Genomic DNA, 24,396 nt, shown 5'->3' on the forward strand with positions numbered 1-24,396 from the left:
TAGCAAGCGGAAATCCGCCGTTCGACGCGCTGGCACTCTGACTGATTGATGGATGCAGGTCGCGATGAAGAGAGACGTGATCCGGCGGAAGGCCATCGAGCCGAGATCCAGTGCAGACCAGGAGGAGAATGCCCGCGACAGCGGCGTCCAATCCGTCGATCGCGCGCTGTCGATCATCGAGACTCTGGCTGAAGACGACGAAGGCTATCGCCTGAGCGACCTCGCTATCCGCACGGGACTTTCGACCTCAACCGTGCATCGCCTGCTGGGCACGCTGGAAAGCCGCCGCTTCGTGCAGTTCGACCGCACTGAATCGAAATGGCATGTCGGCGCGCGCGCCTTCACGGTGGGAGCGACGTTCGCCCGGCGGCGCAATTTCACGGCACAAGCGATGCCATACTTGCGGAAGCTGCGCGACCTGACGCGCGAGACTGCCAATCTCGCCGTTGTCGACGATGAATTCATCATCGTGCTGACGCGCATGGAGAGCCGCGAGATCATGCGTTCGCTGACCAAGGTCGGCGGCCGCGTCGCCATGGTGGCGTCCGGCGTCGGCAAGGCTGTGCTGGCGACCTATTCGGATGCTGACGTCAGCGCGATCATCCATCATCACGGCATGCCACGGTTGACCGAAAAGTCGATCGTGCGGCCGAGCGACTTGTTCAAGGAGCTCGAAAAAACCCGCCGCCAGGGCTTTGCTGTTGACAACGAGGAGGCCTGCATGGGCCTGCGCTGCATCGCCGCCGTGATCTACAACGACTGCGCCGAGCCCTTAGCCGCGATCTCCGTCTCCGGCATGACCAGCCGCCTGACCGACGAGCGGCTGCCGCAACTCGGGCAGACGGTGCGGGAAGTGGCGGCGGAGCTGACGGTGGCGCTTGGCGGCGTGATGCCGGCGGCGAAAACGGCCTGACTCTCTCCGCGTCGTGCGAGCGAAGCCATCTATGATTATCGGCATGGCACGGCTCCGCTTTTGCCACAAAGCGACCGGTTGGCGCGATGCTCCGATCCGCTAGACTGCCCTCCAACGGACACGCGGACGCAGTTGTGTCGCAGAAGATTCAGGGGGAAGCATGGGCCGGAAGATAGCGATCGTCGGAGCGGGCGCCGTCGGTGGGTATGTCGGCGCCCATATGGTGCAGGCTGGCGAGGATGTCACCTTCATCGATCCCTGGCCCGAGCATGTCGAGCATATGCGCAAGTACGGGCTGCGCGTCACCCACGCGATGGATGTCGCTGAGTTCTCGGTCCCCGTGCGCACGCTTCACATCACGGACGCGCAGCAGCTCGCCAAGGAGAAGCCGGTCGACATCGCCTTCGTTTGCATGAAGTCCTACGACACGGCCTGGGCGACCATGCTGATCGAGCAATATCTGGCGCCGGACGGCTATGTTGTGTCGCTGCAGAACTGCATGAACGAGGAGACCATTGCCGGCGTCGTCGGATGGGGCAAGACGCTGGGCTGCATCGCCAGCAGCATCACCGTAAACCTGCCCGAGCCCGGCCACATCCACCGCGGCGCCGGCAAGGGCGGGGCGGCGCACACGGTGTTTCGCGCCGGCGAGGTGCACGGCCGCATCACGCCGCGGGCGGAAGAAGTTTGCCGTCTGGTCGGCTATTCCGACAGCGCCAAGGTGACGGAGAATCTCTGGGGCGAGCGCTGGTCGAAGCTGGTCGCCAACGTCATGGGCAACGGGCTCTGCGCCTGCACCGGCCTGCCGGGCGGAGAAATTCTGCAGAGCGATCCGCTGCGCCGTTTCTCCACGCGGCTCGGCAGCGAAGCGATCCGTGTCGGACAGGCGCGCGGTTATCGACTGGAGGAGATATTGCATCTGCCTCCGGAGACGATCGCACGCGCCGGCGAGGGCGACGAGGAAGCCATGCGCGTCTGCGACGAGCAGCGCTTCAAGGACTCAAAGCGCACCTCCGCCCAGCAGCGCCCCTCCATGGGACAGGACGTGCAGAAGGGCCGGCGCACCGAGATCGAGTTCCTCAACGGCTTTGTCGTGCGAGAGGGCGAAAAGCTCGGCCTTTCCTGCGCCGCAAACGCTGTGCTGACCGACATCGTCAAACGCGTGGAGTGCGGTGAGTTGAGACCGGACCCGCGGCACATCACCGAATTGCGGATGAATTGAGCGGGCCTCTAGTTCACTGGCCCGCCGCGACCTAAATGTTCCATATCTGGCTCGACTCGCTTCAGCCCGGTCATCCGGTTGACCATGATCGTGATGAGCCAAAGAACGATGCCGACCCCGATCAGGACACCGGCGACCCGGTACTGAACTGTGTCTCGGCCGGTCCAGGGACTGGCGAGGAAAGCGCAAAACAAGGCGCCCAGGATCGGCAGAATGGTCGGCGTGCGGAAATGCTGGTGACTTACAGAATCGCGCCGAAGCACCAGCACCGCAACATTCACGACCGTGAACACGCATAGCAAAAGAAGCGCAGTGGTGCCTCCGAGTGCCGGCACCTCACCGACGAACGTGATCAGGGCAAACGCCAGCAAGGTCGTGAAGCCGATGGCGACGTAAGGCGTCCGCCGCGTCCTGTGTACCTTCCCGAGGGATGGCGGAAGCACATGCTCGCGGCTCATGCCGTACACGAGGCGACTGGCCATGAGCATGTTGATGAGCGCGCTGTTGGCCACGGCGAACATGGTGATGAATCCGAAGATCCAGATCGGAAAATTTGGCGCGCCCTGTTGGACGACTTTCAGAAGGGGAGTTTCGCCTTCGCCCAATTGCTCCGGGGCCACCAGCGTGATCGCCGAGACCGAGACGAGAACATAGATGAGGCCGGTAATCACGAGGCCTGCGAGCAGCACCTTTGGAAAGTGACGGGTTGGATCCTTGCATTCCTCGGCCATGTTGACCGAATCCTCGAAGCCTACCATGGCAAAGAATGCGAGCGTGGTCGCGGCAATCACCGGCCAGAACACGCTGCCGTCCGCGGTAGAGCGAAACTGAACGACACGCGAGACATCGCCTTGGCCCAACCCGATCGCCCAAAGGCCGATCACAATGATGATCAGCAGTCCCGTCAGCTCCACGCAGGTCAGAACGACATTGGCTTTCACGCTTTCGCCAACACCGCGGAAATTGACCGCCGCAACGACAGCCATGAAAGCGAGACCGGTAATCGTAATGGCAAAGGCCGATAGGTTAAGGTCCATTGCGTTCGACATGTTCGCGGCGAAAGCCCGGGAAGCGGTCGATGCCGAGGTGATACCTGAGCACATCACCGCAAATGCAACGATGAACGTGACAAAGTGGATGCCAAAGGCCTTGTGGGTGTAGAGAGCCGCGCCGGCCGCTTTCGGATATTTCGTGACCAGTTCGAGATAGCTGAACGCAGTCACGAGAGCGACCACGAAGGCAACCACAAAGGGCAGCCATACGACACCGCCGACCTGCTTCGCCACTTGGCCTGTGAGCGCGTAGATGCCAGTGCCGAGAATATCGCCGACGATGAAGAGCAAGAGCAGCCAGGGGCCCATCACCCTACGAAGGCTCGGTTCAGCGCTGCTTGAGTGAATGCCGGCGTTCAGGGGGACATCGGTCATCGCGCGTCCTCTTCCATTCTCGGTGGCGCCAGGGCAGTCTACTGGTAGTTGAAGGTCTTGTGCAATAATTCTGCCAAGGGGGTTGGGCAGTGAAGCAGCGAATTGGCTGAAATGCGGAACCATTGCCAAGCGCAGGCATTCAACTGGCTAGCTCGGCCCTCTCACAGGAGGACTTGATCATGCGAGTGGTTACATCTAGCGCGATACTGGCTCTATCGGTGCTTCCTGCGCTCGCCGACCGCGCGGTCACTGAAGACGAGCGCGCAAAGCTTGTCGCTGCGGTCCAGGCCGAGGGATGCTCAGGCGGCGAGTTCGAAATGGATGAAGACGACCAGCAGTTCGAGGTCGATGACGCTGTCTGCGCGGACGGCAAGAAGTATGACCTCAAGTTCGATATGCAAGTGAAGTTGAAGCGAAAGAACTTGGACTGAGTTTTCCGACCTCGGCGCAGCAATGGATTGCTTCCGCCTTCGTTCTTCGAGCTATGGGCGGGCACGTCGTCGCTATCGCTGTTCGCAATGACGGTATTGTCGGATTTCCATCGCGTGCATGAACCAACCGCCTGTTTTGTCGTGACTTTCGCCAATCCCTTCCACTCCGCGGGAAATAAAATCACCCGCGTTGAGATCGCACCTCGCCGCCGCGAAGATCGCTGCCAGAGCCAACACTGTTTGAGCGAGGCGCGACATGGCGAAGATGCGGGCGATCGATGCGGCTGTGCGGATCCTGGAGAAGGAGGGCGTGACCATTGCCTTCGGTGTTCCCGGCGCTGCGATCAACCCGCTTTACTCCGCGCTGAAGAAGCGCGGCTCGATCGGGCACATCCTGGCGCGCCATGTCGAGGGCGCTTCCCACATGGCCGAGGGTTATACCCGCGCCAAATCAGGCAATATCGGCGTCTGCATCGGCACCTCGGGGCCGGCCGGCACCGACATGATCACGGGGCTTTATTCGGCGATCGCGGATTCGATCCCGATCCTGTGCATCACTGGGCAGGCGCCGCGCGCGCGGCTCTACAAGGAAGACTTTCAGGCGATCGATATCGAATCCATTGCCAAGCCGGTGACGAAATGGGCGGTGACCGTGCGCGAGCCGGCGCTGGTGCCGCGCGTGTTCAGCCAGGCGTTTCACATCATGCGTTCCGGGCGTCCGGGGCCGGTGTTGATCGACCTGCCGCTCGACGTGCAGCTTGCGGAAATCGAATTCGACGACGAGACCTATGAGCCGCTGCCGGTCTACAAGCCCGCGGCGAGCCGCAAGCAGATCGAGAAGGCACTCGACATGCTCAACGCGGCGGAGCGGCCGCTGATCGTGGCGGGCGGCGGCGTCATCAATGCTGACGCCTCTGAACTGCTGGTGCAGTTCGCCGAGACGGTCAACGTTCCCGTGGTGCCAACCCTGATGGGATGGGGCGCCATTCCCGACGATCACGTGTTGATGGCCGGCATGGTCGGACTGCAGACCAGCCACCGCTACGGCAATGCGACCATGTTGCAATCCGACTTCGTGCTCGGCATCGGCAACCGCTGGGCCAACCGGCACACCGGCTCGATCGAGACCTACACCAAGGGCCGCAAATTTGTGCATGTCGATATCGAGCCGACGCAGATCGGACGCGTCTTCAATCCCGATTTCGGCATCGTCTCCGACGCCAGGGCGGCACTGGAGTTGTTCGTTTCGGTTGCCAGAGAGTGGCGAAAAGCTGGCAAGCTGAGAGAGCGGCAGGCGTGGCCCGCGGCGTGCCATGACCGCAAGCGTACGATGTTGCGCAAGAGCCATTTCGACGACATGCCGATCAAGCCGCAGCGCGTCTATGAGGAGATGAGCAAGGCATTCGGACGCGACACCTGCTATGTCAGCGTGATCGGATTGTCGCAGATCGCCGGCGCGCAATTCCTCGGTGTCTACGGCCCGCGCAACTGGATCAATGCGGGGCAGGCCGGTCCGCTCGGCTGGACGTTGCCGGCGGCGCTAGGCGTTCGCGCGGCCGATCCGTCGCGCCAGATCGTCGCGCTGTCGGGCGACTATGACTTCCAGTTCCTGATCGAGGAGCTCGCGGTCGGCGCCCAGTTCAAGCTGCCCTACATCCACGTCGTCGTGAACAACTCCTATCTCGGATTGATCCGTCAGGCGCAGCGCGGTTTTGACATGGACTATCACGTCCAGCTCTCCTTCGAGAACATCAACGCCCCCGAGATCGGCGTCTATGGCGTGGACCATGTCGCGGTTGCCGAGGGACTCGGCTGCAAGGCGATCCGCGTCACCGATCCGAACCACGCGCAGGCGGCGTTCGCCACCGCGCGCGAATGGATGGCGGAATTCAAGGTGCCTGTCGTCGTCGAGTTTATTCTCGAGCGCGTCACCAACATCTCGATGGGCACCGAGATCGACAACATCATTGAGTTCGAGGAGGTGCTCGATCTGCCGCTGGACGACACGCCGGCCAAACCGAGCGCGCCGCAATCCGGCATGCTGCTGCCGGCGTAAAGGGAGAATCTGACCGTGCCGAAATTTGCTGCCAACCTCACCATGCTGTTCGGCGAGCAGCCGTTCCTCGATCGCTTCGCCGCCGCCAAGACGGCCGGCTTCGCCGGGGTCGAATATCTATTCCCGTATGATTTCGACAAGGCCGATCTGCGCGAGCAGTTGCACCAGCACGGCCTGACCCAGGTGCTGCACAATCTCCCTGCCGGCAACTGGTCAGCCGGCGAACGCGGCATTGCCATCCTGCCTGATCGCGTCGACGAATTTCGTGACGGCGTCGGACGCGCCATCGATTACGCCAAGGCGCTCGATTGCCGTCAGCTCAACTGCCTCGTCGGCATCGCGCCTGACGGTGCTGATGCGACCGATCTCAACGAGACATTGATCGGCAATCTGCGCTTCGCGGCGGATGCGCTCGCGAAGGAGAAGATCAAGCTTCTGATCGAACCGATCAACACCATCGATATTCCCGGGTTCTTCCTGAACAGGACCGAGCAGGCGCTTCAGCTCATTGCCGACGTGCGCTCGAGCAATTTGTTCGTGCAGTACGACATCTACCACATGCAGGTGATGGAGGGCGACATCGCACGAAGCCTGCAAAAGCATCTGCCGCGCATCGCCCATGTCCAGCTCGCCGACAATCCCGGCCGCAACGAGCCGGGTACGGGCGAGATCAACTATCCCTTCCTGTTCAGACATCTCGACGCTATTGGTTATCGCGGCTGGATCGGCTGCGAATACAAGCCGAGGACGACGACGGTCGAGGGCCTCGGCTGGCACGCGGCGCTGACCGCCGATACCTGAACAAGAATCGAAATAAGGGGAGTTGAAATGATCGATATCGGCTTTATCGGCCTCGGCACCATGGGGCGCCCGATGGCCGGCCATCTGCAGGCCGCTGGCCATCGCCTGTTCCTGCACGACGTCGCGCCGATTGCACCGGAGCTCGTTGCGGAGGGAGGTGTTGTCTGCAAATCCGGCAAGGAGGTCGCCGAGCAGGCCGACGCCGTCATCATCATGGTGCCAGATACGCCGCACGTGGAGGCGGTCTTGTTCGGGCCCGGCGGCGTCGCCGAGGGGCTCTCCAAGGGGCAGATCGTCGTCGACATGAGTTCGATCTCGCCGCTCGCCACCAAGGAGTTTGCAAGGAAGGTCGAGGCGCTCGGCGCCGATTATCTCGACGCACCGGTCTCCGGTGGCGAGGTGGGCGCCAAGGCGGCGAGTCTCACCATCATGGTCGGCGGACCGGAACGCGCGTTCAGCGCGATGAAGCCGGTGTTCGACAAGATGGGCAAGAACGTCACCCTGGTCGGCGCCAATGGCGACGGGCAGACGACAAAAGTCGCCAACCAGATAATCGTGGCGCTGACGATCGAGGCGGTGGGCGAGGCGCTGTTGTTTGCATCGAAGGCCGGCGCGGATCCGGCGCTGGTGCGCCAGGCGCTGATGGGCGGCTTTGCATCGTCGCGGATTCTCGAAGTGCATGGCGAGCGCATGGTGAAGCGCAATTTCGAGCCGGGCTTTCGTATCGAGCTGCACCAGAAGGATCTCAATCTGGCGCTGGAGGGCGCGCGTGCACTCGGCCTTTCCTTGCCGAGCACGGCTTTGGCTCAGCAATTGTTCAGCGCCTGCACCGCGCATGGCGGCAAGGCATGGGACCACTCAGCAATGGTGCGCGCGCTCGAAATGATGGCGAGCCACGACATCGCCAAAGCCTGATCTTTGTTTCTCCCTGTGACTGGAACCGCGCCGAAATTTCGGCGCGGCCCTTTTTGCTGCCGCATTGGAACCGGAACCTTCTCACGCCTCCCGTGGTTGAGATACATCATCAATTTACTGGAGCATGTGATGAATAATCGTTTGGCCGTTTCACTGATTGCGGCTTCGTTGCTGACCTCTGGCGCGGCATTCGCTCAATCGACGACCGCGCAAGGCGCGGCGGACGGCGCCGCCGCCGGCGCTGAAGTCGGTGGCCCGGTCGGCGCGATCGTCGGCGGCACGGTGGGTGCTGCACTCGGCGCGGCCGTGGAAATTCCGAACGCCGTGATCAATTCAGTCCCACGCGACCGTTCTGTCGTGGTTCGTGAGCGGGTGGTGGTGGGCGAGCCGTTGCCACCGACCGTCGAACTGCGCACGGTGCCGCGGCACACTGAATACCGCTATGCCGTGGTCAATGATCGCCGCGTGATCGTGGAGCCGCGCACACGCAGGGTCGTCAGGATCCTCGACTAATTTAACGAACGCAGCTCTTACTGAGCCATCCTCGCGGGCAATCATCCCGCGAGGATTTTCTTGTCACGATGCGCTATGGCGCGGTCGCCTGATCTTCCAGTCGAGAACCGCCGCAGCCGCAAGCCCGACGGATGCCGCCAGCGCGTCGACCACGAAGTCCTCCAATCGAGCATGCCGGCCCGGCGCCCAGAACTGCAGGATTTCGATCAGGCCGGTGAAGCCGATGACGAAGGCCGCCGTGTGCAAGCGGTTACGCGCGTGGGCCAATCCGAAAGCGAGGCCAAGGAGCACGAAGGCAAGCGCATGCTCCCCGTTCTGTCCAAGGTTTGAATGCGGCCGTTGTTCCGCCGGCCCGAGCGTCGCGAAGGCGATTGCCGCAGCAAGGCCCCAGGCGAATAGTCGAAGGATGATCGTCATCGGAATGGCATAGCACGATTTAAGCGCTTGCCATCCCATGCCCGCGGAACTGGCGATGTCTGTGGTTAATCGCCTTTCAGAGCGGCTCCCGTACGCTCATACCGTGCATGAAGCGCTCCCGGATCTGCACGGGATCGCGGCGGGTGGTGCCGACGCCCGGCTTGTCGTCGATGCGGACGCCGATCAGCGTCGGCCCCGCGGCCGACATGGACTGCTCGATCAGGCGTTCGAAATCCTCCTCGTCCGCCGCCCAGGCGCTGTTGGCGAGCCCGCTCGCGACCGCGATAGCGACGATGTCGGCGACGGCCGCACCCGGCGTCGGTTGCGCGCCGGTGATCTGGTAGATGCCGTTGTCCATTACCACCATGGTGAGGTTTTTCGGCGCAAGCGTCGCGATCGTCGACAGCGACCCCAGTTGCATCAACAGCGAGCCGTCGCCTTCGAGCGCGAATACGCGGCGTTCCGGTTGCGCGAGCGCGACGCCGAGCGCGATCGGGAAGGCGAGTCCCATGCTGCCGAGCATGTAGAAATTCTGCGGCCGGTGGCCGGCGGCCCACAGGTCGAAATTGGTGTTGCCGATGCCGCCGATCACGGCTTCCTCGTTCTTCAGCTTCGCCACCAGCCGCGAGGTGAGATCAAAGCGGTTCATGACCTTGGTATTGCGGGCAGGGGTCTCGTTGGTCATGGGATCGCTCACTTGTCAAAAACCTTGCCGCCGGTCAGAAGCGGCGAGAGGATCAGCGCCACCGGCGCCTGCGTGGTGATGGCCTGCTTGATGGAGCGGTCGACGATGAATTCGAACTCGTCGAGCCTTGTCGCGGTGTGGTGCTCCATCGCCAGCGAATCCAGCACCGGTCGCATGGTGCGGCAGACCAGCGACTGGCCGTAGTTGAATTCGCCGAGCGTGCCGCGTTCGGACACGAACATGATCAGCGGGATCTGATAGGGAATCGCCAGTGACGCCAGCACGTTCGCCAGCGTCGCAAATCCCGAAGTCTGCATCAGTACCGCGCCACGCATGCCGCCCATCCAGGCGCCGGAGACGATGCCGACCGCTTCTTCCTCGCGCGCCGTGGGGAAGGTCGTGAAGAAGGGATCGGCGTGCAGGTTCCTGATCAGCGTCGTCAGGACGCGATCGGGCACGTAGGGGACCAGGCGGATATCGTTGCGCTTGAGGGTTTGCAGCACGATGCCGTGCCAGCTCATTTCAGAGATTTCGGGCGAGGTTTTTTCCTCCGCAGCCGCCATTTTGGTCTCCTTTAGCCGCGACGTCTTTCGTTCGCGCTGATCCCTGGAGCGGCGAACTTGACGCCGTTAGCGGGATTGTCAACATGTCCCGATCGTAGCTGGCTCTGCGCCCCGCGGCGCTACACTTGGCATGGGACGATGTGAGATAAGTAAGAAAGATTTCGGGAGGGGGTGCGCCATGGCTGGATATGTCCGGATTGCTGCCGACGTCGCGGCGCTCGCTGCCGCATCTACGCCGCTTTCGCTGAGACCCATTCCCTGATCGGCTTCCGCCGAACAAGACAAGCTCTACGCCTCCCGAACTGAAAGTTGCCAAGGAAAATGACCGTCAACAACAAGCGCGTGTTCTATGTCAAATACCTCGCCCACGAGATCTACGTCGATATCATGAAAGCGCGCGCCGACGTGCGGCTCGACCGGCTGGAGAATGAGAGCCCGGATGCAGTCGCAGCGCCGATATTGTCAGCGGCGCATGCCTATCAGGTCGGCGCGGCGCGCGACGAGATCGCGCGGCACTTTCATGTCGACCAGGATCTGTTGCGGCGGGCGCCGAACCTTCTGATCGTGTCCTCGAACGGCGCGGGCTTCGATCCCGTCGACGTCGATGCCTGCACGGCGGCGGGCGTGCTCGTCGTCAACCAGTCCGGCGGCAACGCCAATTCGGTCGCCGAGCATGCGCTGGGGATGATGCTGACGCTGTCCAAGCGCATCCTCGAATCCGACCGCGCGCTGCGTCGCCAGGCCAATGTCAATCGTAACACGCTGATCGGCAACGAAGTGCAAGGCAAGACGGTCGGCATCGTCGGGATCGGCAATGTCGGCCGCCGTGTCGCCGAGCTCTGCAACGGCCTGCTGCATATGAAGGTGATCGCTTACGATCCTTATCTAAGCGCGGAAGAAATCGCAGCCCGCGGCGGCGAAAAGGTCGAGCTTCACGATCTGATGCGCCGCTCGGATTTCGTCTCGATCTCCTGCCCCCTGACCAAGGACAATCGCCGCATGATCGGCGCCCGCGAATTCGCGCTGATGCAGCCGCACGCCTTCTTCATCACCACGGCGCGCGGCTTTATTCACGATGAGGAAGCGCTGTACGAGGCGTTGCGCGACAAGCGGATTGCGGGAGCCGGCCTCGACGTCTGGGACAAGGAGCCGCCGCCGCCGGAGCATCCGCTGCTGCAGTTCGACAACGTGCTGGCCAGCCCACATACGGCCGGTGTGACGAAGGAAGCGCGGGTGAATATGGGCAAGATCGCCGCCGAGCAGATTCTCGAAGCGCTCGACGGCAAGCGGCCGCCGCGCATCGTCAATCCCGAGGTGTGGCCCGACTACGCCAGGCGGTTCGAACGGACGTTCGGATTCGCGCCGAAATAGGCCATCACCTCCGCGGGAAAGACGGGCCACGATGGTCGAACCGGACGATCGCTTTTACGAGTCGCAAGGGCTGCGGTTGCATTATGTCGACTGGGGCAACGTATCAGCGCCGCCTTTGATCCTTGTCCATGGCGGCCTCGATCATTGCCGCAACTGGGATGCGATCGCGCGAGCACTGCAGCCGCATTTCCATATCATGGCGCCGGACTTGCGTGGCCATGGCGATTCCGAATGGGCGAAGGGAAGCAGCTACAGCCTGTCGGACAACGTCTATGACCTCACCCGGCTGATGCGCTTTGCGGGGCTGCAGGAGGCGGCGATTGTCGGTCATTCGATGGGCGGCATGGTCGCGTTGGCCTATGCCGGTACCTATCCGGAAAGAGCGTCGCGCCTCGTCGTGCTGGATGGCGCGTTCCTGTCGGGCTCGCAGCCCGCGCCGGTCGCCGAGCAGATGTCGCGCTGGATCGACCAGCTCGACCGCATCTCGGAGCATCAAGAGAGCACGTTCCGGACGATCGAGGAGGCGGCGAAGCGGCTGTCTGCGCGCAACAAGCGGCTGACAGCGGCGCTGGCGCTTCATCTTGCCAGCCATGGCGTTCGGAAAGGTGCCGACGGCCTCTATCGCTGGAAATTTGATCATTATCAGCGGGCGAGGGCGCCATACCGGCTGTCGCCGGATGATTATATCGGCTTGTGGTCGCGCATCACTTGTCCGACGCTATTGATGTGGGGCGACGAAAGCTTTCTCCCCGATCCCGAGGCTGCCGGCCTGCTCGCGCGTTTCAGACAAGCCGAGGTGCAGAAGATCGCCGGTGCCGGGCACTGGCTTCATCATGATCGGCTCGATGTGGTTCTGGCGTCGCTGCGACGGTTTCTCGGGGCGCCACAGGCTGCAGAAGCCGCGAAGTGAGGCAGGAAATGTCAGACAGAATTCGCGTCTACATCAACGCTCAGACATTGGCGGTCGATAGCGGCATCACCGGGCTCTGAGCTCAGAACCCGGGAGAAAAATTCATCCGCCGGTGGGTCGATTGCGGCAATAATTCCACTGCAGGACGGCCTCCGGACGAAGCGGGCATTGCTATTTTCTCTGACATCTCGACTGGTTTGCCGCTTGGGACCATTTTCCCTGTGCGCCTTGCCCCCCGGCGCACATGGAAGACGAAGATATGCGACAGGTTCGTTCATTCCTGAGCAGAGCCTCCTCCCGGATCGGGCGGCGGCTTTCCCAGATCGTGGCCATCGCCGCCGCCAGCCTGCCGGCCGCCGGCGCCTGAGGCGCGGGCGTCCTTCATTGCTTCAACATTACGTCCAAGTCTGTCAGAGCCTGATCGAGGTCCTGGACGAGCAGCTCCGCGTGCTTCCAGCAATCGTTCAATAGCCCCGTTGGCGGTTGATCGAGTGCGGTGGGCGCCGGCCGGCCCGTATCGCTTCCGCCGTCGCCCGAAACGTCGCGCCGATCGCCTCCACGCTGACCTCGCAGGCATCGTGCGGCGTGACGACGATGCGAGGATGCCGCCAGAACGGATGGCGCGGCGCCAGCGGCTCGGTTGCGAAGACGTCGAGCGCAGCGCCGGCCAGTTGGCCGTCCTCCAGCGCGGCGAGCAGATCGACTTCGACCAGATGCTCGCCGCGGCCGACTTGGATCAGGTAGCCGCCGCGATACATTCGGGCAAATGTCTTGCGGTTGAGAATGCCTCTTGTCTCCGGCGTCAGCGGCAGCAGGTTCACGAGAACCTCGGTCTGGCCGAGCATGGCATCGAGGCCCGCCGCACCATGGAAGCTGCGCACGCCTTGTAGCGCTGGCTTTGCAGTCCGGCTCCACGCCATCACCGGAAAACCAAGCAAAGCGAGATCGGCGGCGACCCGGCGACCGATCTCGCCAAAACCCAAAATGCTGACCGGCACGTCCTGTGCCCGGCGCTGGCCAAGACGCTGCCAGCGTTCCTCACGCTGCTGCGCCTGATAGGTCGCAAAGCGCCGCTGATGGCCGATGACGTGCCAGGCAACGAAGCCCGACATCATCTGTGCCTGCGCCGGATCGACGACACGGATCACGTCCACGTCGGGCCGCAGGCTGGGACACGCCAAAATGTTGTCGACGCCGGCGCCGATCGAGCAGACCGCCTGCAGGTTGGGGTAGCGTTCGAAGGCGTCATCCGGTGGGTGCCAGGCCACCGCCAGCCGCACGTCCATTGCCGGACCTTCGTGCGGATGGCTGACGATTTCGATACGGTCGGCAGCGCGCATGAATTGCGGGCCGAGATAGAAGCGAAGATCGAGGCTCTTGCTAACCAGGACGCAGCGCATTGTTCACGGTCTCGTTCATGCCGCCTTCGACGACGAGGTTTGCCCGGGTACGGCGGAAAGCAGCTCGCGCGTGTAGGCGTGCTCGGGGGCCGCGAACAGGAGCGAGGCGGATTTGAGCTCGACGATTGAGCCGCGCTGCATCACGGCGATGCGGTCGCAGATCTGCGCGGCTACGCGCAAATCGTGGGTGATGAACAGCATCGACAGGCCCAGCCGCGCCTTCAAGTCTTCCAGCAGGTGCAGGACCTGCGCCTGAACGGAGACGTCGAGCGCAGAGACGGCTTCGTCGGCGACCAGGATCTCCGGATCGAGCGCCAGCGCTCGCGCAATTCCGATGCGCTGGCGCTGCCCGCCGGAGAATTCATGCGGAAAGCGCTCCATCGCACTGGCATTGAGGCCGACGAGGCTGAGCAACTCGCCGGCCCGCTTTCGCGCTGCCGCCGGATCGGCGCCATGCGCGACCGGTCCGTCGGTGATGATGTTCCCGACTTTCCGGCGCGGATTGAGCGAGGCGAACGGATCCTGGAACACCATCTGGATGCGGCGGCGCTGCTCGCGCAGCGCCTTGCCGCCGATCGAGGTGAGATCGACATCGCCGATACGCACGGTGCCGGCATCGGGTTCGATCAGGCGCATGACGAGGCGGGCGACGGACGATTTTCCGGAACCGGATTCGCCGACCAGGCCGAGCGTTTCGCCGCGGTAGATGTCGAAGCTGACGTCCTTTGCCGCTTGCACGCGCCGCTCGCTGCGAAACCATCCGCCGCCGCTGACATAGGTCTTGCCGAGGCCGATTACTTCCACCGCCTTGCTGCGATCGGGTAGCGGCGTCCGCTGCGGCGGCTGCAGCGTGGGAACGGCGGCGAGCAACGCGCGGGTGTAGGGATGTTGCGCGCGGAGCAGCACGTCGTCGGCAGTGCCCTGTTCGACGACCTTGCCGTGTTGAAGCACGACCACGCGATCGGCAATTTCGGCGACGACGCCGAAATCGTGGGTGATGAACATAACAGCCATGTTGCGGCGACGCTGCAGGTCGCGGATCAATTTGAGGATCTGCGCCTGCGTCGTGACGTCGAGCGCGGTGGTCGGCTCATCCGCCACCAGCACGGCGGGTTCGAGCGCCAGCGCCATCGCGATCATGGCGCGCTGGCGCTGGCCGCCGGACAGCTGATGGGGATAGGCGCGCGCCGCGCGCTCGGGATCGGGCAGGCCGACTTCGCGGATCAAGGCGAGGGCTTTCTGCTGCCGCTCCTTCGGCGTCAATAGGCCATGCGCTTCGAACATCTCGGCGATCTGCTCGCCGATCCGCATCAATGGATTGAGCGCCGTCATCGGCTCCTGGAACACCATCGCGATGCCGCGGCCACGGAACGCCAGCCATTCCGCCGCGCTCAGCGACAAGAGGTTCTTTCCTTCGAACAGAATCTCTCCGGATTCGGCCGCCACCGTATCCGGCAGCAGCCCCATCAGGGCATGGGCGCACATCGACTTGCCGGAGCCGGATTCGCCGACCACGCAGAGGATTTTTCCGGCTGATAGTTCGAACGACACGCCATCCACGGCGTAAGCGCGGTCACCGCCCGGCGGCAGCGCCAGCTTCAGGTTCTTGATCACGACGGTCATGCTCAGCGTCCTCCCTTGGCGAGGCGAGGGTTGAGCGCGTCGTTGAGGCCTTCGCCGATCAGGTTCAGTGCCAGTACCGAAAGCAGAATGGCGATGCCGGGGAATACCGTGATCCACCAGGCCTGACGGATCACGGTGCGGCCGGCGCCAACCATGTAGCCCCACGACATCAGGTTGGGATCGCCGAGGCCGAGAAAGGAGAGCGACGATTCCAGGAGGATCGCGGTCGCGACCATCAGCGAGGCCAGCACGATGACGGGCGACAGCGCATTGGGCAGGATCTCGCGCCAGATGATCCACCAGTTGGTCTGGCCGGTTACCACCGCCGCCTGGACATATTCGCGCGTGCGCAGCGACAGCACCTCACCGCGCACCAGCCGCGCCACCGGCGGCCAGCTTACGATGGCGATGGCGGCGACGATCGAGACGATGGACGGCTGCATGATCGCGACCAGCACGATTGCCAGCGCAAAGCTCGGAACGGTCTGGAAAAACTCCGTGAACCGCATCAGCGCGTCATCGATCTTGCCGCCGAAATATCCGGCTGTCGCGCCGAGCGGGATGCCGACCGCGAGCGAGGCCAGTGTCGAGATCAGGCCGACCAGCAGCGAGACTCGCGCGCCGTAGATGATGCCGGCCATCACGTCGCGGCCGAGCGCATCGGTGCCGAGCGGAAAGCCGGCCAGCGTGAACGGCGGCAGGAACGGCCGCTGCACCATGCGCCAGGGCGAGGTCGGAAACAGCAGGGGTCCAATCAGCGCCACGGCGACCGCGATGACGAGGATCGTGATGCCGATCATGCCGCCGGGATTGCGCAACAGCATTCGCGAAACCTGTTTCATGCGGCGAACTCGATGCGCGGATCGACGGAGCGATAAACGAGGTCCGTGATCAGGTTGAAGGCCAGCACCATGGCCGAGCAGACGACGAAGACGCCGAGCAGCAGATTGTAGTCGCGCTGCAGCAGCGCCTCGTACATCAGGCGGCCAATGCCGGGCCAGGCGAACACGGTTTCGGTCAGCACGGCGCCGCCGACGAGCGTCCCGGCCTGCAGGCCAGCCAACGTGACAACCGGCAATAGCGCGTTGCGCAGCACGTGACGGCGCTGGATCACAGCATCCGACAGGCCCTTGGCGCGCGCGGTCTTGACGAAGTCGAGCCGGCTTACCTCCAGCATCGAGGCGCGCGTCATGCGGGCGTAGGTCGCCATGAAGAACAGCCCGATCGTCGTCGCCGGCAGGATCAGATGAGCGGCGACGTCGAGGACATGGGCAAGGCCGGTGTAGCCTGCGCCTACCGTCTCGTAACCAAAACTCGGCAGCCAATCCATCGTGACCGAAAACAACAGGATCGCCATCAGCGCGACCCAGAACAGCGGCGTGGCGTAGAAGATCAGCGCGGCCACCGTAATCGCGGTGTCGGCCCAGGTGCCGGCAAAGCGCGCCGCCAATGCGCCGAACAGGATGCCGAAGGCGAGCGAGATGGCGAATGCCGTGCCCGTCAGCAACAGCGTCGCCGGCAGCCGATCGAGGATCAGCTTCGAGACCGGCATCTGCTGGCGAAACGAAAATCCGAGATCGAGGCTGAGGATGCCTTTGACATACAGGAACAGTTGCACCGGCAGCGGCTGGTCGAGGCCGAACTTCTCGCGCAGTTGGGCGATGAAAAGCTGGTCTCCCGCGCCGGCTTCGCCTGCCATCACCACCGCCGGATCGCCCGGCGCCATCCGGATCAGGAAGAAGTTCATGACGACAAGCGCGAGAAGAACGACGATAGCTTTCGCGATCCGCTGGGCGATGAAGGAGATCATGGGCTGTCGCTTGCGTTGGAGACGCGGGGTAGCCGGGCGTCAGACTTGCGGCCTGACGCCCGATGAGGCGGCGATTACTTCTCGATCCAGGCGTCGCGGAAACCGTCGTTGACGCCGATGCCGGTCGTGATCAGGTTCTTGACGCTGCAGCGGGTGATGGTCGGGAACTGCAGTTCGAGCATCCACGCCACAGGCACGTCCTCGACCAGGATCTTTTGCGCCTTGGCGTAGATCTCTTCACGCGCCTTGTCGGGGAAAGCGACCGCGCCGTCGGCGAACAGCTTGTCGATCTCGGGATTCGAGTAGCCTTCGACATTGTTGAACGGCGAGCCCTTGGCGATCTGGCTGGAGACATAGTTGCGGCCGACGCCGAGCGCGGGATCGCCATACTGGTAGAGATAAGTGAACGCGATGTCGTAGTCCCACTCGGAGACCTTCTGATTCCAGCCGGGGACATCGGTCGCGATCATCTCGACGTTGATCCCGACATCCTGCAGGTTCTGGCGAACCATCTCGGCCCAGCGCTGCCAGGTCTCGCCATAGGGCAGCGGCAGCATGCGAACCTTCTCGCCCTTGTAGCCGGCCTCCTTGAGCAAGGCCTTCGCCTTGGCCGGATCGTAGTCGTATTTCGGCACCGCGCTGGTGTAGTACTTGATTGCCGAGCCCGACGGACCGGTCGCGATCTTGCCGAGGCCGTTCCAGACCACGTCCTTGGCCATGTTGCGATCGATCGCAAACATCAGCGCCTGGCGGAATTTCTTGTTCGCGGTGGGACCGGAGCGGTTGTTAAGCCAGAGCCAGGAATGCGGGCTGAAGAACTCCCAGCCCGTGCCGGTGACGCAGGTGTTTTTCAGCTTGCTCAGGCGCGGGACGTCGAAGTTCTCGACCGAGCCGCCCGGCAGCACGTCGACCTTGCCGGTCTCATACGCGACCGAACGCGCGGCAGCGTCCGGGATGACGTGCCAGTAGATTTCGTCGATGTTGGGCTTGCCCTTGACGTGGTAGTTCGGATTCTTGACGAGGCGGATGAACGAGCCCTTCTGCCATTCCCTAAACATGAAGGGACCGGTGCCGACAGGCGTGTTGTTGGCCGGGTTGGTCTTGAAATCGGTACCTTCGTAGATGTGCTTCGGGATCATCGGCAGCGAGCCGACTTCGAAGATGCCAATGAAGGGGCCGAACGGCTGCTTCAGCGTGAAGACAACGGTCGAATCATCCGGCGCCTCGACCTTGTCGAGTTGCACGAGATTGCCACGCGCACGCGCATGGGTCTGTTTCAGGAATTCGATCGAGAACAGGACGTCGGCCGATGTGAACGGCTTGCCGTCATGCCAGGTCACGCCCTTGACGAGCTTGAAGGTGTACACCTTGGCGTCCTCGCTGATCGACCAGCTTTCGGCGAGGCCGGGCAGCGGATCGAGCTTGGGGCTGTAGCGCAGCAGGCCTTCATAGATATTGCCGGCCACCATCTGCGTCGGACCGTTCTGTACGAGACCGACCATCAGGCTCGGCGGCTCGGGTTGGATCACCGCATTGACGACGCCGCCTGCTTTCGGTCCCTCGGCCACCGCCGCGGTGCTCAGCATGCACATCGCAGCAAAGCTCATCAAAATCTTACGCTTGGACATCGCATACCTCGTTCAAGGAAAAGGGTTTCGGCGCTCTCAAACGGTCGAGGGCGGGTTTGTCAGTTGGCAAAGTCGGGATCGGTCCGCTCAAGCATTCGCTTGAAGGCGGCCCATTCGCTGTCGGGCACGCCGTTTGTTTCAATCGCGTCGTAGAAGCTTGCGTACTGACCGGCCGTCTTGCAGGCCACGGCTGCAGATAGCTCGATGACCTCAGCCCCCGATGACTGGATTGCCAGTTGGGCGCGGCAGGAGCGCTCCAGATTGTGCATCAGCTTGAAGGCTTCGGCGACCGAGCGCCCGCAGGTCAGCATGCCGTGATTGCGCAAGACCATTGCGAATTTGTCGCCGAGATCGGCGACCAGACGCGAACGCTCATCGAGATCGAGCGCGATGCCTTCATAGTCGTGATAGGCGAGGCAATCGGTAAATTGCAGCGACCATTGATTGAGCGGCAGCAGCCCTCGCTTCTGACAGGCGACGGCGATGCCGGCGACCGTGTGCGTGTGCAGGACACAGATCGCATCATGCCGCGCGGCATGGATCGCACTGTGAATCGTAAAACCTGCCGGGTTGATGCCGAGCCCCGTGGGATCGTCGACGACGTTGCCGTCGAGGTCGACCGTCACCAGGTTGGACGCCGTGACTTCCTCGAAACGCAAGCCGTAGGGGTTGATGAGAAAGCGGTCTTGCCGGCCCGGAAGCCGGACGGAGATGTGGGTGTAGATGCTGTCGTCGAGACCAAGCCGGTGAATCAGCCGGTAGGCCGCCGCGAGGTCGATCCGGATTTGCAGGGTCTGGTCGTTCGCCGCCGGCCAGGCGTTTGCGGTGTTGTGTGCTGCGCTTGTCATTTCCGCCTTAATCCAATTTCAACTTTTTCAGCTTGCGTGCGGCGCAGCATCTGGGCAAGATTAAAGTGTCGACAATCGACGATTAAAAGATAACCACGGACTGGCGCGGGTTTAGCCGATGCGTCCTATGTCTCTTCCGGTTGGATTACCGGCACTTGCTGACAGCGATCTGGTCGGCCAGATCGCTCGAATCCTGATGCAGGCCATCGTTCAGGGGCGGCTGCCTCCTGGCTCGAAGGTGGTGGAGGCAGGCGTTGCCCGGGAATTAGGCGTCAGCCGCGCGCCCGTGCGCGAAGCGGCGCGCCTTCTGGAGAAGCAGGGGCTGCTGGTCGCGAGCCCGCGACGCGGCTTTTTCGTCCGCAAGCTCGAAATCAGAAACATCGACGAGATCTACGATTTGCGTCTTTGCATCGAACGGCATGCCAGCGTGCTGGCGGCGCGGCGGCTCACTCCGGAGTCGCGCGACATGTTGCGCCGGCAAATCGATGTTCTGCACCGGACCGCCGATCTCGACGACCCCGCCCGGCAGGTGGAAGAGGATTATCGCTTTCACCGGCTGATCTTTGAAATCGCGGATAACCGCCGTTTGCTGCGGCTATTCGACGATCTCGCAGCAGAGCTGCGCATGGTCATCGGCCTGATCGGCCGCCTCTATGACGACCCGCATGAGATCGCGCGAACCCACGAGCCGCTGCTGGCCGCAATCGAAGCCGGTCATCCCGAGCGCATCACGGCGCATGTCGACTACCATATCGGCCACGCCTGGCGCGAAGTCGGCAGGCTGGTGCGAGAGCTCACGCCGCCCCTCGGCAATGCCGCTGAACCGAGCAGCATCCTGTTTCCAACCAACGGAGTGTCCGTGTGAAGGCCGTCTACACCGAACTGCATCGAAGCCACGATCCGCAATTCTTCTTGGTCCGCGGCGTCATCAAGCGCACCACCGAGCAGCCCGAACGCGCCGACCGGTTGCTGGCCGGGCTGAAGGCCGGCAACCACACCCTTGTCGAGCCGACGGAGTTCGGCCAGGGCCCGCGCGCCCGCGTTCACAGCGCCGAATATCTGCGTTTTCTGGAGGAAGCCTGGGACGCCTGGGTCGCGCTCGGCGATTCCGGTTCGGAGATGATCGCCAACATCCACCCGGTTCGCTATCGAGCGACATACCCAACCCATATCGTCGGCCGCCTCGGCTGGCACGCGGCGGATACGGCAGCTCCGATCGGCAAGGGCACCTACGCCGCCGCCTGTGCCGCAACCGATGTCGCCACGACTGCGGCGCAACTCGTCATGGACGGCGAAGATGCTGCCTATGCGCTGTGCCGGCCGCCGGGCCACCATGCCTATGCCGACATGTCGGGCGGCTTCTGTTTCTTCAACAACAGCGCGGTGGCAGCGGCGCAGCTTCGGCTGCAGCATGAGCGCGTGGCGATCCTGGACGTCGACGTGCACCACGGCAACGGCACGCAGGGCATCTTCTACGAGCGCTCCGACGTGCTGACGGTGTCGATCCATGCCGATCCCGTCTTCTTCTATCCCTTCGTGTGGGGATATGCGCATGAGCGCGGCGCCGGTCCGGGCCTTGGCGCCAATTTGAACATCCCGCTGCCGAAGGGCACCGGAGATGACGATTACATCAAGGCCCTCGGCGACGCCGAAAAAACCATCCGGGCCTTTGCGCCCGGCGCGCTGGTAGTGGCGCTCGGTCTTGATGCCTCGGAGCACGATCCGCTCGCTGGGCTTGCGGTGACCACGGCCGGCTTCCGGCGCATCGGCGCTGCGATCGCGCGGTTTGGCTTGCCGACGGTTTTCGTTCAGGAGGGTGGTTATCTCTCCGATATTCTCGGCGCCAATCTCACCGCTGTGCTCGGCGGCTTCGAAGAGGCGCGTTAGCGGGTCCGCCCATACGCTGTGCCGCGGCTACTCGATGACGATACGTGGCGGTGGCCGGTGCGCTGCGCCGGTTACGACCGCGGTCCAGACTTCGCTGGCAATGCTGATGTAATGCTTCGCGTGGACACCGTCAGGCTCGACGGCGACGATCGGGCGGCCCTCGTCGGAGGTCTGTCGGATCTGCATGTCGAGCGGGATCTCGCCGAGATAGGGAATGCCGCGGCGTTCGGCTTCCGTCCGCGCGCCGCCGTGACCGAAGATCGGCGTGACGTGGTTGCAGGTCGGGCAGCAGAAGCTCGACATGTTCTCGATCAGGCCCAGGATCGGAATGCTCACCTTTTGAAACATGGCGATGCTGCGCCGCGCGTCGATCAAAGCGATGTCCTGCGGCGTCGAGACGATGATCGCGCCGGCCAGCGGCGCCTGTTGCGCCATGGTGAGCTGCGCATCGCCGGTGCCGGGCGGCAGGTCGACGACGAGAATATCGAGATCGTCCCATGCGACTTCGCGCAACATCTGCGTGATGGCCGAGATCACCATCGGCCCGCGCCAGATCATGGCGTTGTCTTCCTCGACCAGAAAGCCGATCGACATCACCTTGACGCCGAAGCGCTCCAACGGCTCCAGCATGCGCGGGCCGAGTTGGCGTGGCTTGCCGCGCAGTCCGAACAATTTTTGTTGCGACGGACCGTAGATATCGGCATCGAGAATGCCGGTCTTCAGTCCGAGCGCGGCGAAGCCGAGCGCGAGGTTGCACGAGGTGGTGGATTTTCCGACGCCGCCCTTGCCGGAAGCGACCGCGATGACGTGCTTGACGCCGGGAATGCCGGCGGCTTTCGACGTCGCGCGGGCCTTGAGATCCGAAGAGGTGGCGGGCACAGGCTGCTCACGATCCAAGCGGATCGTCCTTCTTCACTTCGCGCGCGCGCAAATAATCTTCGGTCGACATGACCGGCGGGCGCTGCCGCACCGCATGCGGATCGAAACTTTCGTTCACCACGGCTTCGACACGGCAATCCGCGCACATCTTGATGACGTCGAGCCGCCTGGCATTGGCGCCCTGGAACATCCAGTGCCTCTCGCCGCCGAGTTTGGCCAGCACGCGATCGATCGAGCTCTTGGTGCCGAACGGTTTGCCGCAGGCGATGCAATTGAAAGGCTCTTCCTCTTTCAGCACGCGTTGCGGCGTGTTCCAGGCCTCGAAGTCGAGGCGGGGCTCGATGCTGATGACCTTCTCGGGGCAGGTGGATTGACAAAGCCCGCACTGCACACAGAGGCTTTCGGTGAAACGCAGCATCGCGCGATCAGGGTTGTCCGACAGCGCCCCGGTCGGGCAGGCGGTCACGCAGGCATGGCACAGCGTGCAGCCGTCGACATTCAGGTTCACGGTGCCGAAGGGAGCGCCCGGCGCCAGCGGAACGACTTCGACCGGCGTGGGGGCCGCGAGGTGCAATTCGCGAAACGTCGTTTCGAGTACGCCACGTTTCGCCCCGCGTGGCACAAAGCCGGCGGGCTTTTGCGTTGCGACGCCGCGTGGGGCGGCGTCCAGCATGGCGCGCAGTTGGTCTGGATCGTCAGTCTCGACGATCTGGATGATGCCGGCACCGAAGCCGAGCGCGCCAACGATCCGATCCGAGGTCTCGACCGCGCGGCGAAGCGCCGTGATGTCGTGACGTGGCTTGGCGCGCGTCAGCAGCGCCACGCCGCTGCCGCCGTAAGCAAAGACGGATGCGATGATCTCCGGTCCGACCTGCGTCACTTCGTTGACGCGCAGCGGCAGTACGTTGGCCGGCAAGCCTTCGCCGAACCGCGCCAGGGCATCGATGATGTCCTCGCCATGCTCGCCGTCGTGAAACAAGACCATGGCGTCGCGGCCGCCGGCCTTGCGGTAAGTCTGCAGCAGCGTGCGCAGCCGTCGCATCAGCGCGTCCGCGCTCGGCAATGCATAGGACGCCGCCCCGGTCGGACATACCGACGCGCAGGAGCCGCAGCCGGCGCAGACATTGGCGTCGATCGCGACGGCGTTGCCGTTCGGCGCGATCGCGCCGGTTGGACACAGGTCGAGACAACGCGTGCATCCGGTAATGGACGAGCGCGAATGCGCGCAGAGCGACGGCTCGAAATTGACAAAGCGCGGCTTGTCGAACGTGCCGACCAGGCCGCCGGCGTCTGCGATCGCGCGCTCGACGGCGGCCTTATCCCGTGGATCGGCGCGCAGATAGCCGGGGCGGAGTTCATGCGCGGGGAACAACGGCGTGCCACCGGAGAGATCGAGGATCAGGTCGCAGGTCGACGTCGCGCCGTTACGCGAAGGTCCGAACACGAGCTTCGCGCGCGATGAGGGGGATGGTAGCGCGTAGTCGTCGATCGCAAGCTCGAATCGGCCGAGATGGCCGCGAGCGTTGCGTATGGTGCCTTTGAGCACGGGAAATTCGTTGGTCCGGCGTGGGATCACATCGCCGGGCTTTGTCAGCAGCACGGTAATGTCCAAACGATCGGCGAGACGCTGCGCCGCCTCGATGGCAATCTCGTCGTGGCCATAGATCAGTGCAACGCCGCCGCTCTCAAGCGTCACCAGCGAGAGCGGAGGCATGTCTTCTTGGGCCGCAGCAATCAGCGCTGCGGCTTTCGGACCGGCCGCCGCGGCGTCTTTCGACCAGCCGCCGGTCTCGCGGATGTTGACGAAGGTGAGCTGGGCTTGCGGGGAGCTTTCCGCCACTTCCCGAAACAGCGGCGCTTCCTGTGTGCAGGCAACCGTGACCGGCGTGGCTTCGGCGAGCGCTTCCTTGAAGCGATCGAGATCGAGCCCGCAAAGCTGGTTTGCCTGCGTGACCCTGGCCGGGCAGCCACGGCCGATCGCTTCCGCATCGAGCGGAATGGTCTTCTCGCAACTGCAAATCAGGAGGCGAGACGTCGCCGCACTCATGTTGAAATACCTTGAACCCGATCTACCCAAGCGGGGCGGTTGCTTCGCCC

At 63.3% G+C, this 24,396-nt stretch carries 23 protein-coding genes; 11 read left to right on the forward strand and 12 right to left on the reverse strand.

Annotated features, from left to right (window positions below; translation table 11 throughout):
- Positions 1 to 64: 64 nt before the first annotated feature.
- A complete protein-coding gene (locus LMTR13_RS13105; RefSeq protein ID WP_065732646.1) occupies positions 65 to 913 on the forward strand; it encodes an IclR family transcriptional regulator in 849 nt (282 codons plus the stop codon).
- A gap of 160 nt (positions 914 to 1,073) precedes the next feature.
- Positions 1,074 to 2,135 carry a ketopantoate reductase family protein gene (locus LMTR13_RS13110; RefSeq protein ID WP_065728243.1) on the forward strand — a complete coding sequence of 354 codons (1,062 nt, stop codon included), beginning with the start codon at positions 1,074 to 1,076 and terminating at the stop codon, positions 2,133 to 2,135.
- Positions 2,136 to 2,143: 8 nt separating this feature from the next.
- Here LMTR13_RS13110 and LMTR13_RS13115 read toward each other — a convergent pair whose 3' ends face one another.
- Positions 2,144 to 3,562: an APC family permease gene (locus tag LMTR13_RS13115; protein ID WP_065728244.1), complete on the reverse strand. Its 1,419-nt coding sequence runs from the start codon at positions 3,560 to 3,562 to the stop codon at positions 2,144 to 2,146.
- Between the two features lie 179 nt (positions 3,563 to 3,741).
- Between LMTR13_RS13115 and LMTR13_RS13120 the strand changes: the two genes are divergently transcribed.
- The 5 genes from LMTR13_RS13120 (at position 3,742) to LMTR13_RS13145 (ending at position 8,278) form a co-directional block, all read left to right on the forward strand.
- Positions 3,742 to 3,993, forward strand: coding sequence for a PepSY domain-containing protein (locus LMTR13_RS13120; RefSeq protein ID WP_156795605.1), 252 nt, complete (start codon positions 3,742 to 3,744; stop codon positions 3,991 to 3,993).
- 256 nt (positions 3,994 to 4,249) lie between these two features.
- On the forward strand, positions 4,250 to 6,049 hold the full coding sequence (gene gcl / locus LMTR13_RS13130; protein WP_065728246.1) for a glyoxylate carboligase: 1,800 nt from the start codon (positions 4,250 to 4,252) through the stop codon (positions 6,047 to 6,049).
- Positions 6,050 to 6,064: 15 nt separating this feature from the next.
- A complete protein-coding gene (gene hyi, locus LMTR13_RS13135; protein ID WP_065728247.1) occupies positions 6,065 to 6,850 on the forward strand; it encodes a hydroxypyruvate isomerase in 786 nt (261 codons plus the stop codon).
- Between the two features lie 27 nt (positions 6,851 to 6,877).
- Positions 6,878 to 7,765 (forward strand): 2-hydroxy-3-oxopropionate reductase, encoded by an 888-nt coding sequence (locus LMTR13_RS13140; RefSeq protein ID WP_065728248.1) that lies wholly within the window; start codon positions 6,878 to 6,880, stop codon positions 7,763 to 7,765.
- 129 nt (positions 7,766 to 7,894) lie between these two features.
- Positions 7,895 to 8,278: a DUF1236 domain-containing protein gene (locus LMTR13_RS13145; protein ID WP_065728249.1), complete on the forward strand. Its 384-nt coding sequence runs from the start codon at positions 7,895 to 7,897 to the stop codon at positions 8,276 to 8,278.
- A gap of 63 nt (positions 8,279 to 8,341) precedes the next feature.
- On the opposite strand, the gene LMTR13_RS13150 is transcribed toward LMTR13_RS13145, so the two are convergent.
- The 3 genes from LMTR13_RS13150 to LMTR13_RS13160 form a co-directional block, all read right to left on the reverse strand.
- Positions 8,342 to 8,695, reverse strand: a complete 354-nt coding sequence (locus tag LMTR13_RS13150; RefSeq protein WP_065732648.1) for a VanZ family protein — start codon at positions 8,693 to 8,695, stop codon at positions 8,342 to 8,344.
- A 76-nt stretch (positions 8,696 to 8,771) separates the two neighbouring features.
- Positions 8,772 to 9,380 carry a thiamine pyrophosphate-dependent enzyme gene (locus tag LMTR13_RS13155; protein WP_065728250.1) on the reverse strand — a complete coding sequence of 203 codons (609 nt, stop codon included), beginning with the start codon at positions 9,378 to 9,380 and terminating at the stop codon, positions 8,772 to 8,774.
- Between the two features lie 8 nt (positions 9,381 to 9,388).
- Complete coding sequence (locus LMTR13_RS13160) at positions 9,389 to 9,943, reverse strand: thiamine pyrophosphate-binding protein (protein WP_065728251.1); 555 nt, start codon at positions 9,941 to 9,943, stop codon at positions 9,389 to 9,391.
- A 321-nt stretch (positions 9,944 to 10,264) separates the two neighbouring features.
- Between LMTR13_RS13160 and LMTR13_RS13165 the strand changes: the two genes are divergently transcribed.
- Positions 10,265 to 11,314, forward strand: a complete 1,050-nt coding sequence (locus tag LMTR13_RS13165; RefSeq protein WP_065728252.1) for a hydroxyacid dehydrogenase — start codon at positions 10,265 to 10,267, stop codon at positions 11,312 to 11,314.
- A gap of 31 nt (positions 11,315 to 11,345) precedes the next feature.
- Positions 11,346 to 12,224, forward strand: coding sequence for an alpha/beta fold hydrolase (locus tag LMTR13_RS13170; RefSeq protein ID WP_065728253.1), 879 nt, complete (start codon positions 11,346 to 11,348; stop codon positions 12,222 to 12,224).
- Between the two features lie 464 nt (positions 12,225 to 12,688).
- On the opposite strand, the gene LMTR13_RS13175 is transcribed toward LMTR13_RS13170, so the two are convergent.
- From LMTR13_RS13175 to LMTR13_RS13200, 6 genes are all read right to left on the reverse strand, one after another.
- A complete protein-coding gene (locus tag LMTR13_RS13175; protein WP_065728254.1) occupies positions 12,689 to 13,624 on the reverse strand; it encodes a 2-hydroxyacid dehydrogenase in 936 nt (311 codons plus the stop codon).
- Positions 13,625 to 13,639: 15 nt separating this feature from the next.
- Positions 13,640 to 15,247, reverse strand: a complete 1,608-nt coding sequence (locus LMTR13_RS13180) for an ABC transporter ATP-binding protein (protein WP_065728255.1) — start codon at positions 15,245 to 15,247, stop codon at positions 13,640 to 13,642.
- A gap of 2 nt (positions 15,248 to 15,249) precedes the next feature.
- Positions 15,250 to 16,089, reverse strand: a complete 840-nt coding sequence (locus LMTR13_RS13185; protein WP_065728256.1) for an ABC transporter permease — start codon at positions 16,087 to 16,089, stop codon at positions 15,250 to 15,252.
- Positions 16,086 to 17,057: an ABC transporter permease gene (locus LMTR13_RS13190; protein WP_065728257.1), complete on the reverse strand. Its 972-nt coding sequence runs from the start codon at positions 17,055 to 17,057 to the stop codon at positions 16,086 to 16,088. The genes LMTR13_RS13185 and LMTR13_RS13190 overlap by 4 nt, the downstream gene beginning before the upstream one ends.
- 74 nt (positions 17,058 to 17,131) lie before the next feature.
- The gene (locus LMTR13_RS13195; RefSeq protein WP_065728258.1) at positions 17,132 to 18,685 is read right to left on the reverse strand and encodes an ABC transporter substrate-binding protein; all 1,554 of its coding nucleotides are present in this window, start codon (positions 18,683 to 18,685) and stop codon (positions 17,132 to 17,134) included.
- A 59-nt stretch (positions 18,686 to 18,744) separates the two neighbouring features.
- Positions 18,745 to 19,533: a class II aldolase/adducin family protein gene (locus tag LMTR13_RS13200; protein ID WP_065728259.1), complete on the reverse strand. Its 789-nt coding sequence runs from the start codon at positions 19,531 to 19,533 to the stop codon at positions 18,745 to 18,747.
- 127 nt (positions 19,534 to 19,660) lie between these two features.
- Between LMTR13_RS13200 and LMTR13_RS13205 the strand changes: the two genes are divergently transcribed.
- Together LMTR13_RS13205 and LMTR13_RS13210 are read left to right on the forward strand one after the other, a co-directional pair.
- Entirely contained in the window at positions 19,661 to 20,398 is a 738-nt protein-coding gene (locus tag LMTR13_RS13205; RefSeq protein ID WP_236843372.1) for a GntR family transcriptional regulator, read from the forward strand.
- The gene (locus tag LMTR13_RS13210) at positions 20,395 to 21,420 is read left to right on the forward strand and encodes a histone deacetylase family protein (RefSeq protein WP_065728261.1); all 1,026 of its coding nucleotides are present in this window, start codon (positions 20,395 to 20,397) and stop codon (positions 21,418 to 21,420) included. Before LMTR13_RS13205 ends, LMTR13_RS13210 begins: the two co-directional genes overlap by 4 nt.
- Before the next feature lie 27 nt (positions 21,421 to 21,447).
- Here the strand turns inward: LMTR13_RS13210 and LMTR13_RS13215 are convergent, their stop codons facing one another.
- The gene (locus LMTR13_RS13215; RefSeq protein WP_065728262.1) at positions 21,448 to 22,317 is read right to left on the reverse strand and encodes an Mrp/NBP35 family ATP-binding protein; all 870 of its coding nucleotides are present in this window, start codon (positions 22,315 to 22,317) and stop codon (positions 21,448 to 21,450) included.
- Entirely contained in the window at positions 22,307 to 24,346 is a 2,040-nt protein-coding gene (locus LMTR13_RS13220; RefSeq protein ID WP_065728263.1) for a 4Fe-4S binding protein, read from the reverse strand. Before LMTR13_RS13220 ends, LMTR13_RS13215 begins: the two co-directional genes overlap by 11 nt.
- Positions 24,347 to 24,396: the final 50 nt, after the last annotated feature.

The sequence above is a fragment of the Bradyrhizobium icense genome, assembly GCF_001693385.1.
Taxonomy (GTDB): Bacteria; Pseudomonadota; Alphaproteobacteria; order Rhizobiales; family Xanthobacteraceae; genus Bradyrhizobium; species Bradyrhizobium icense.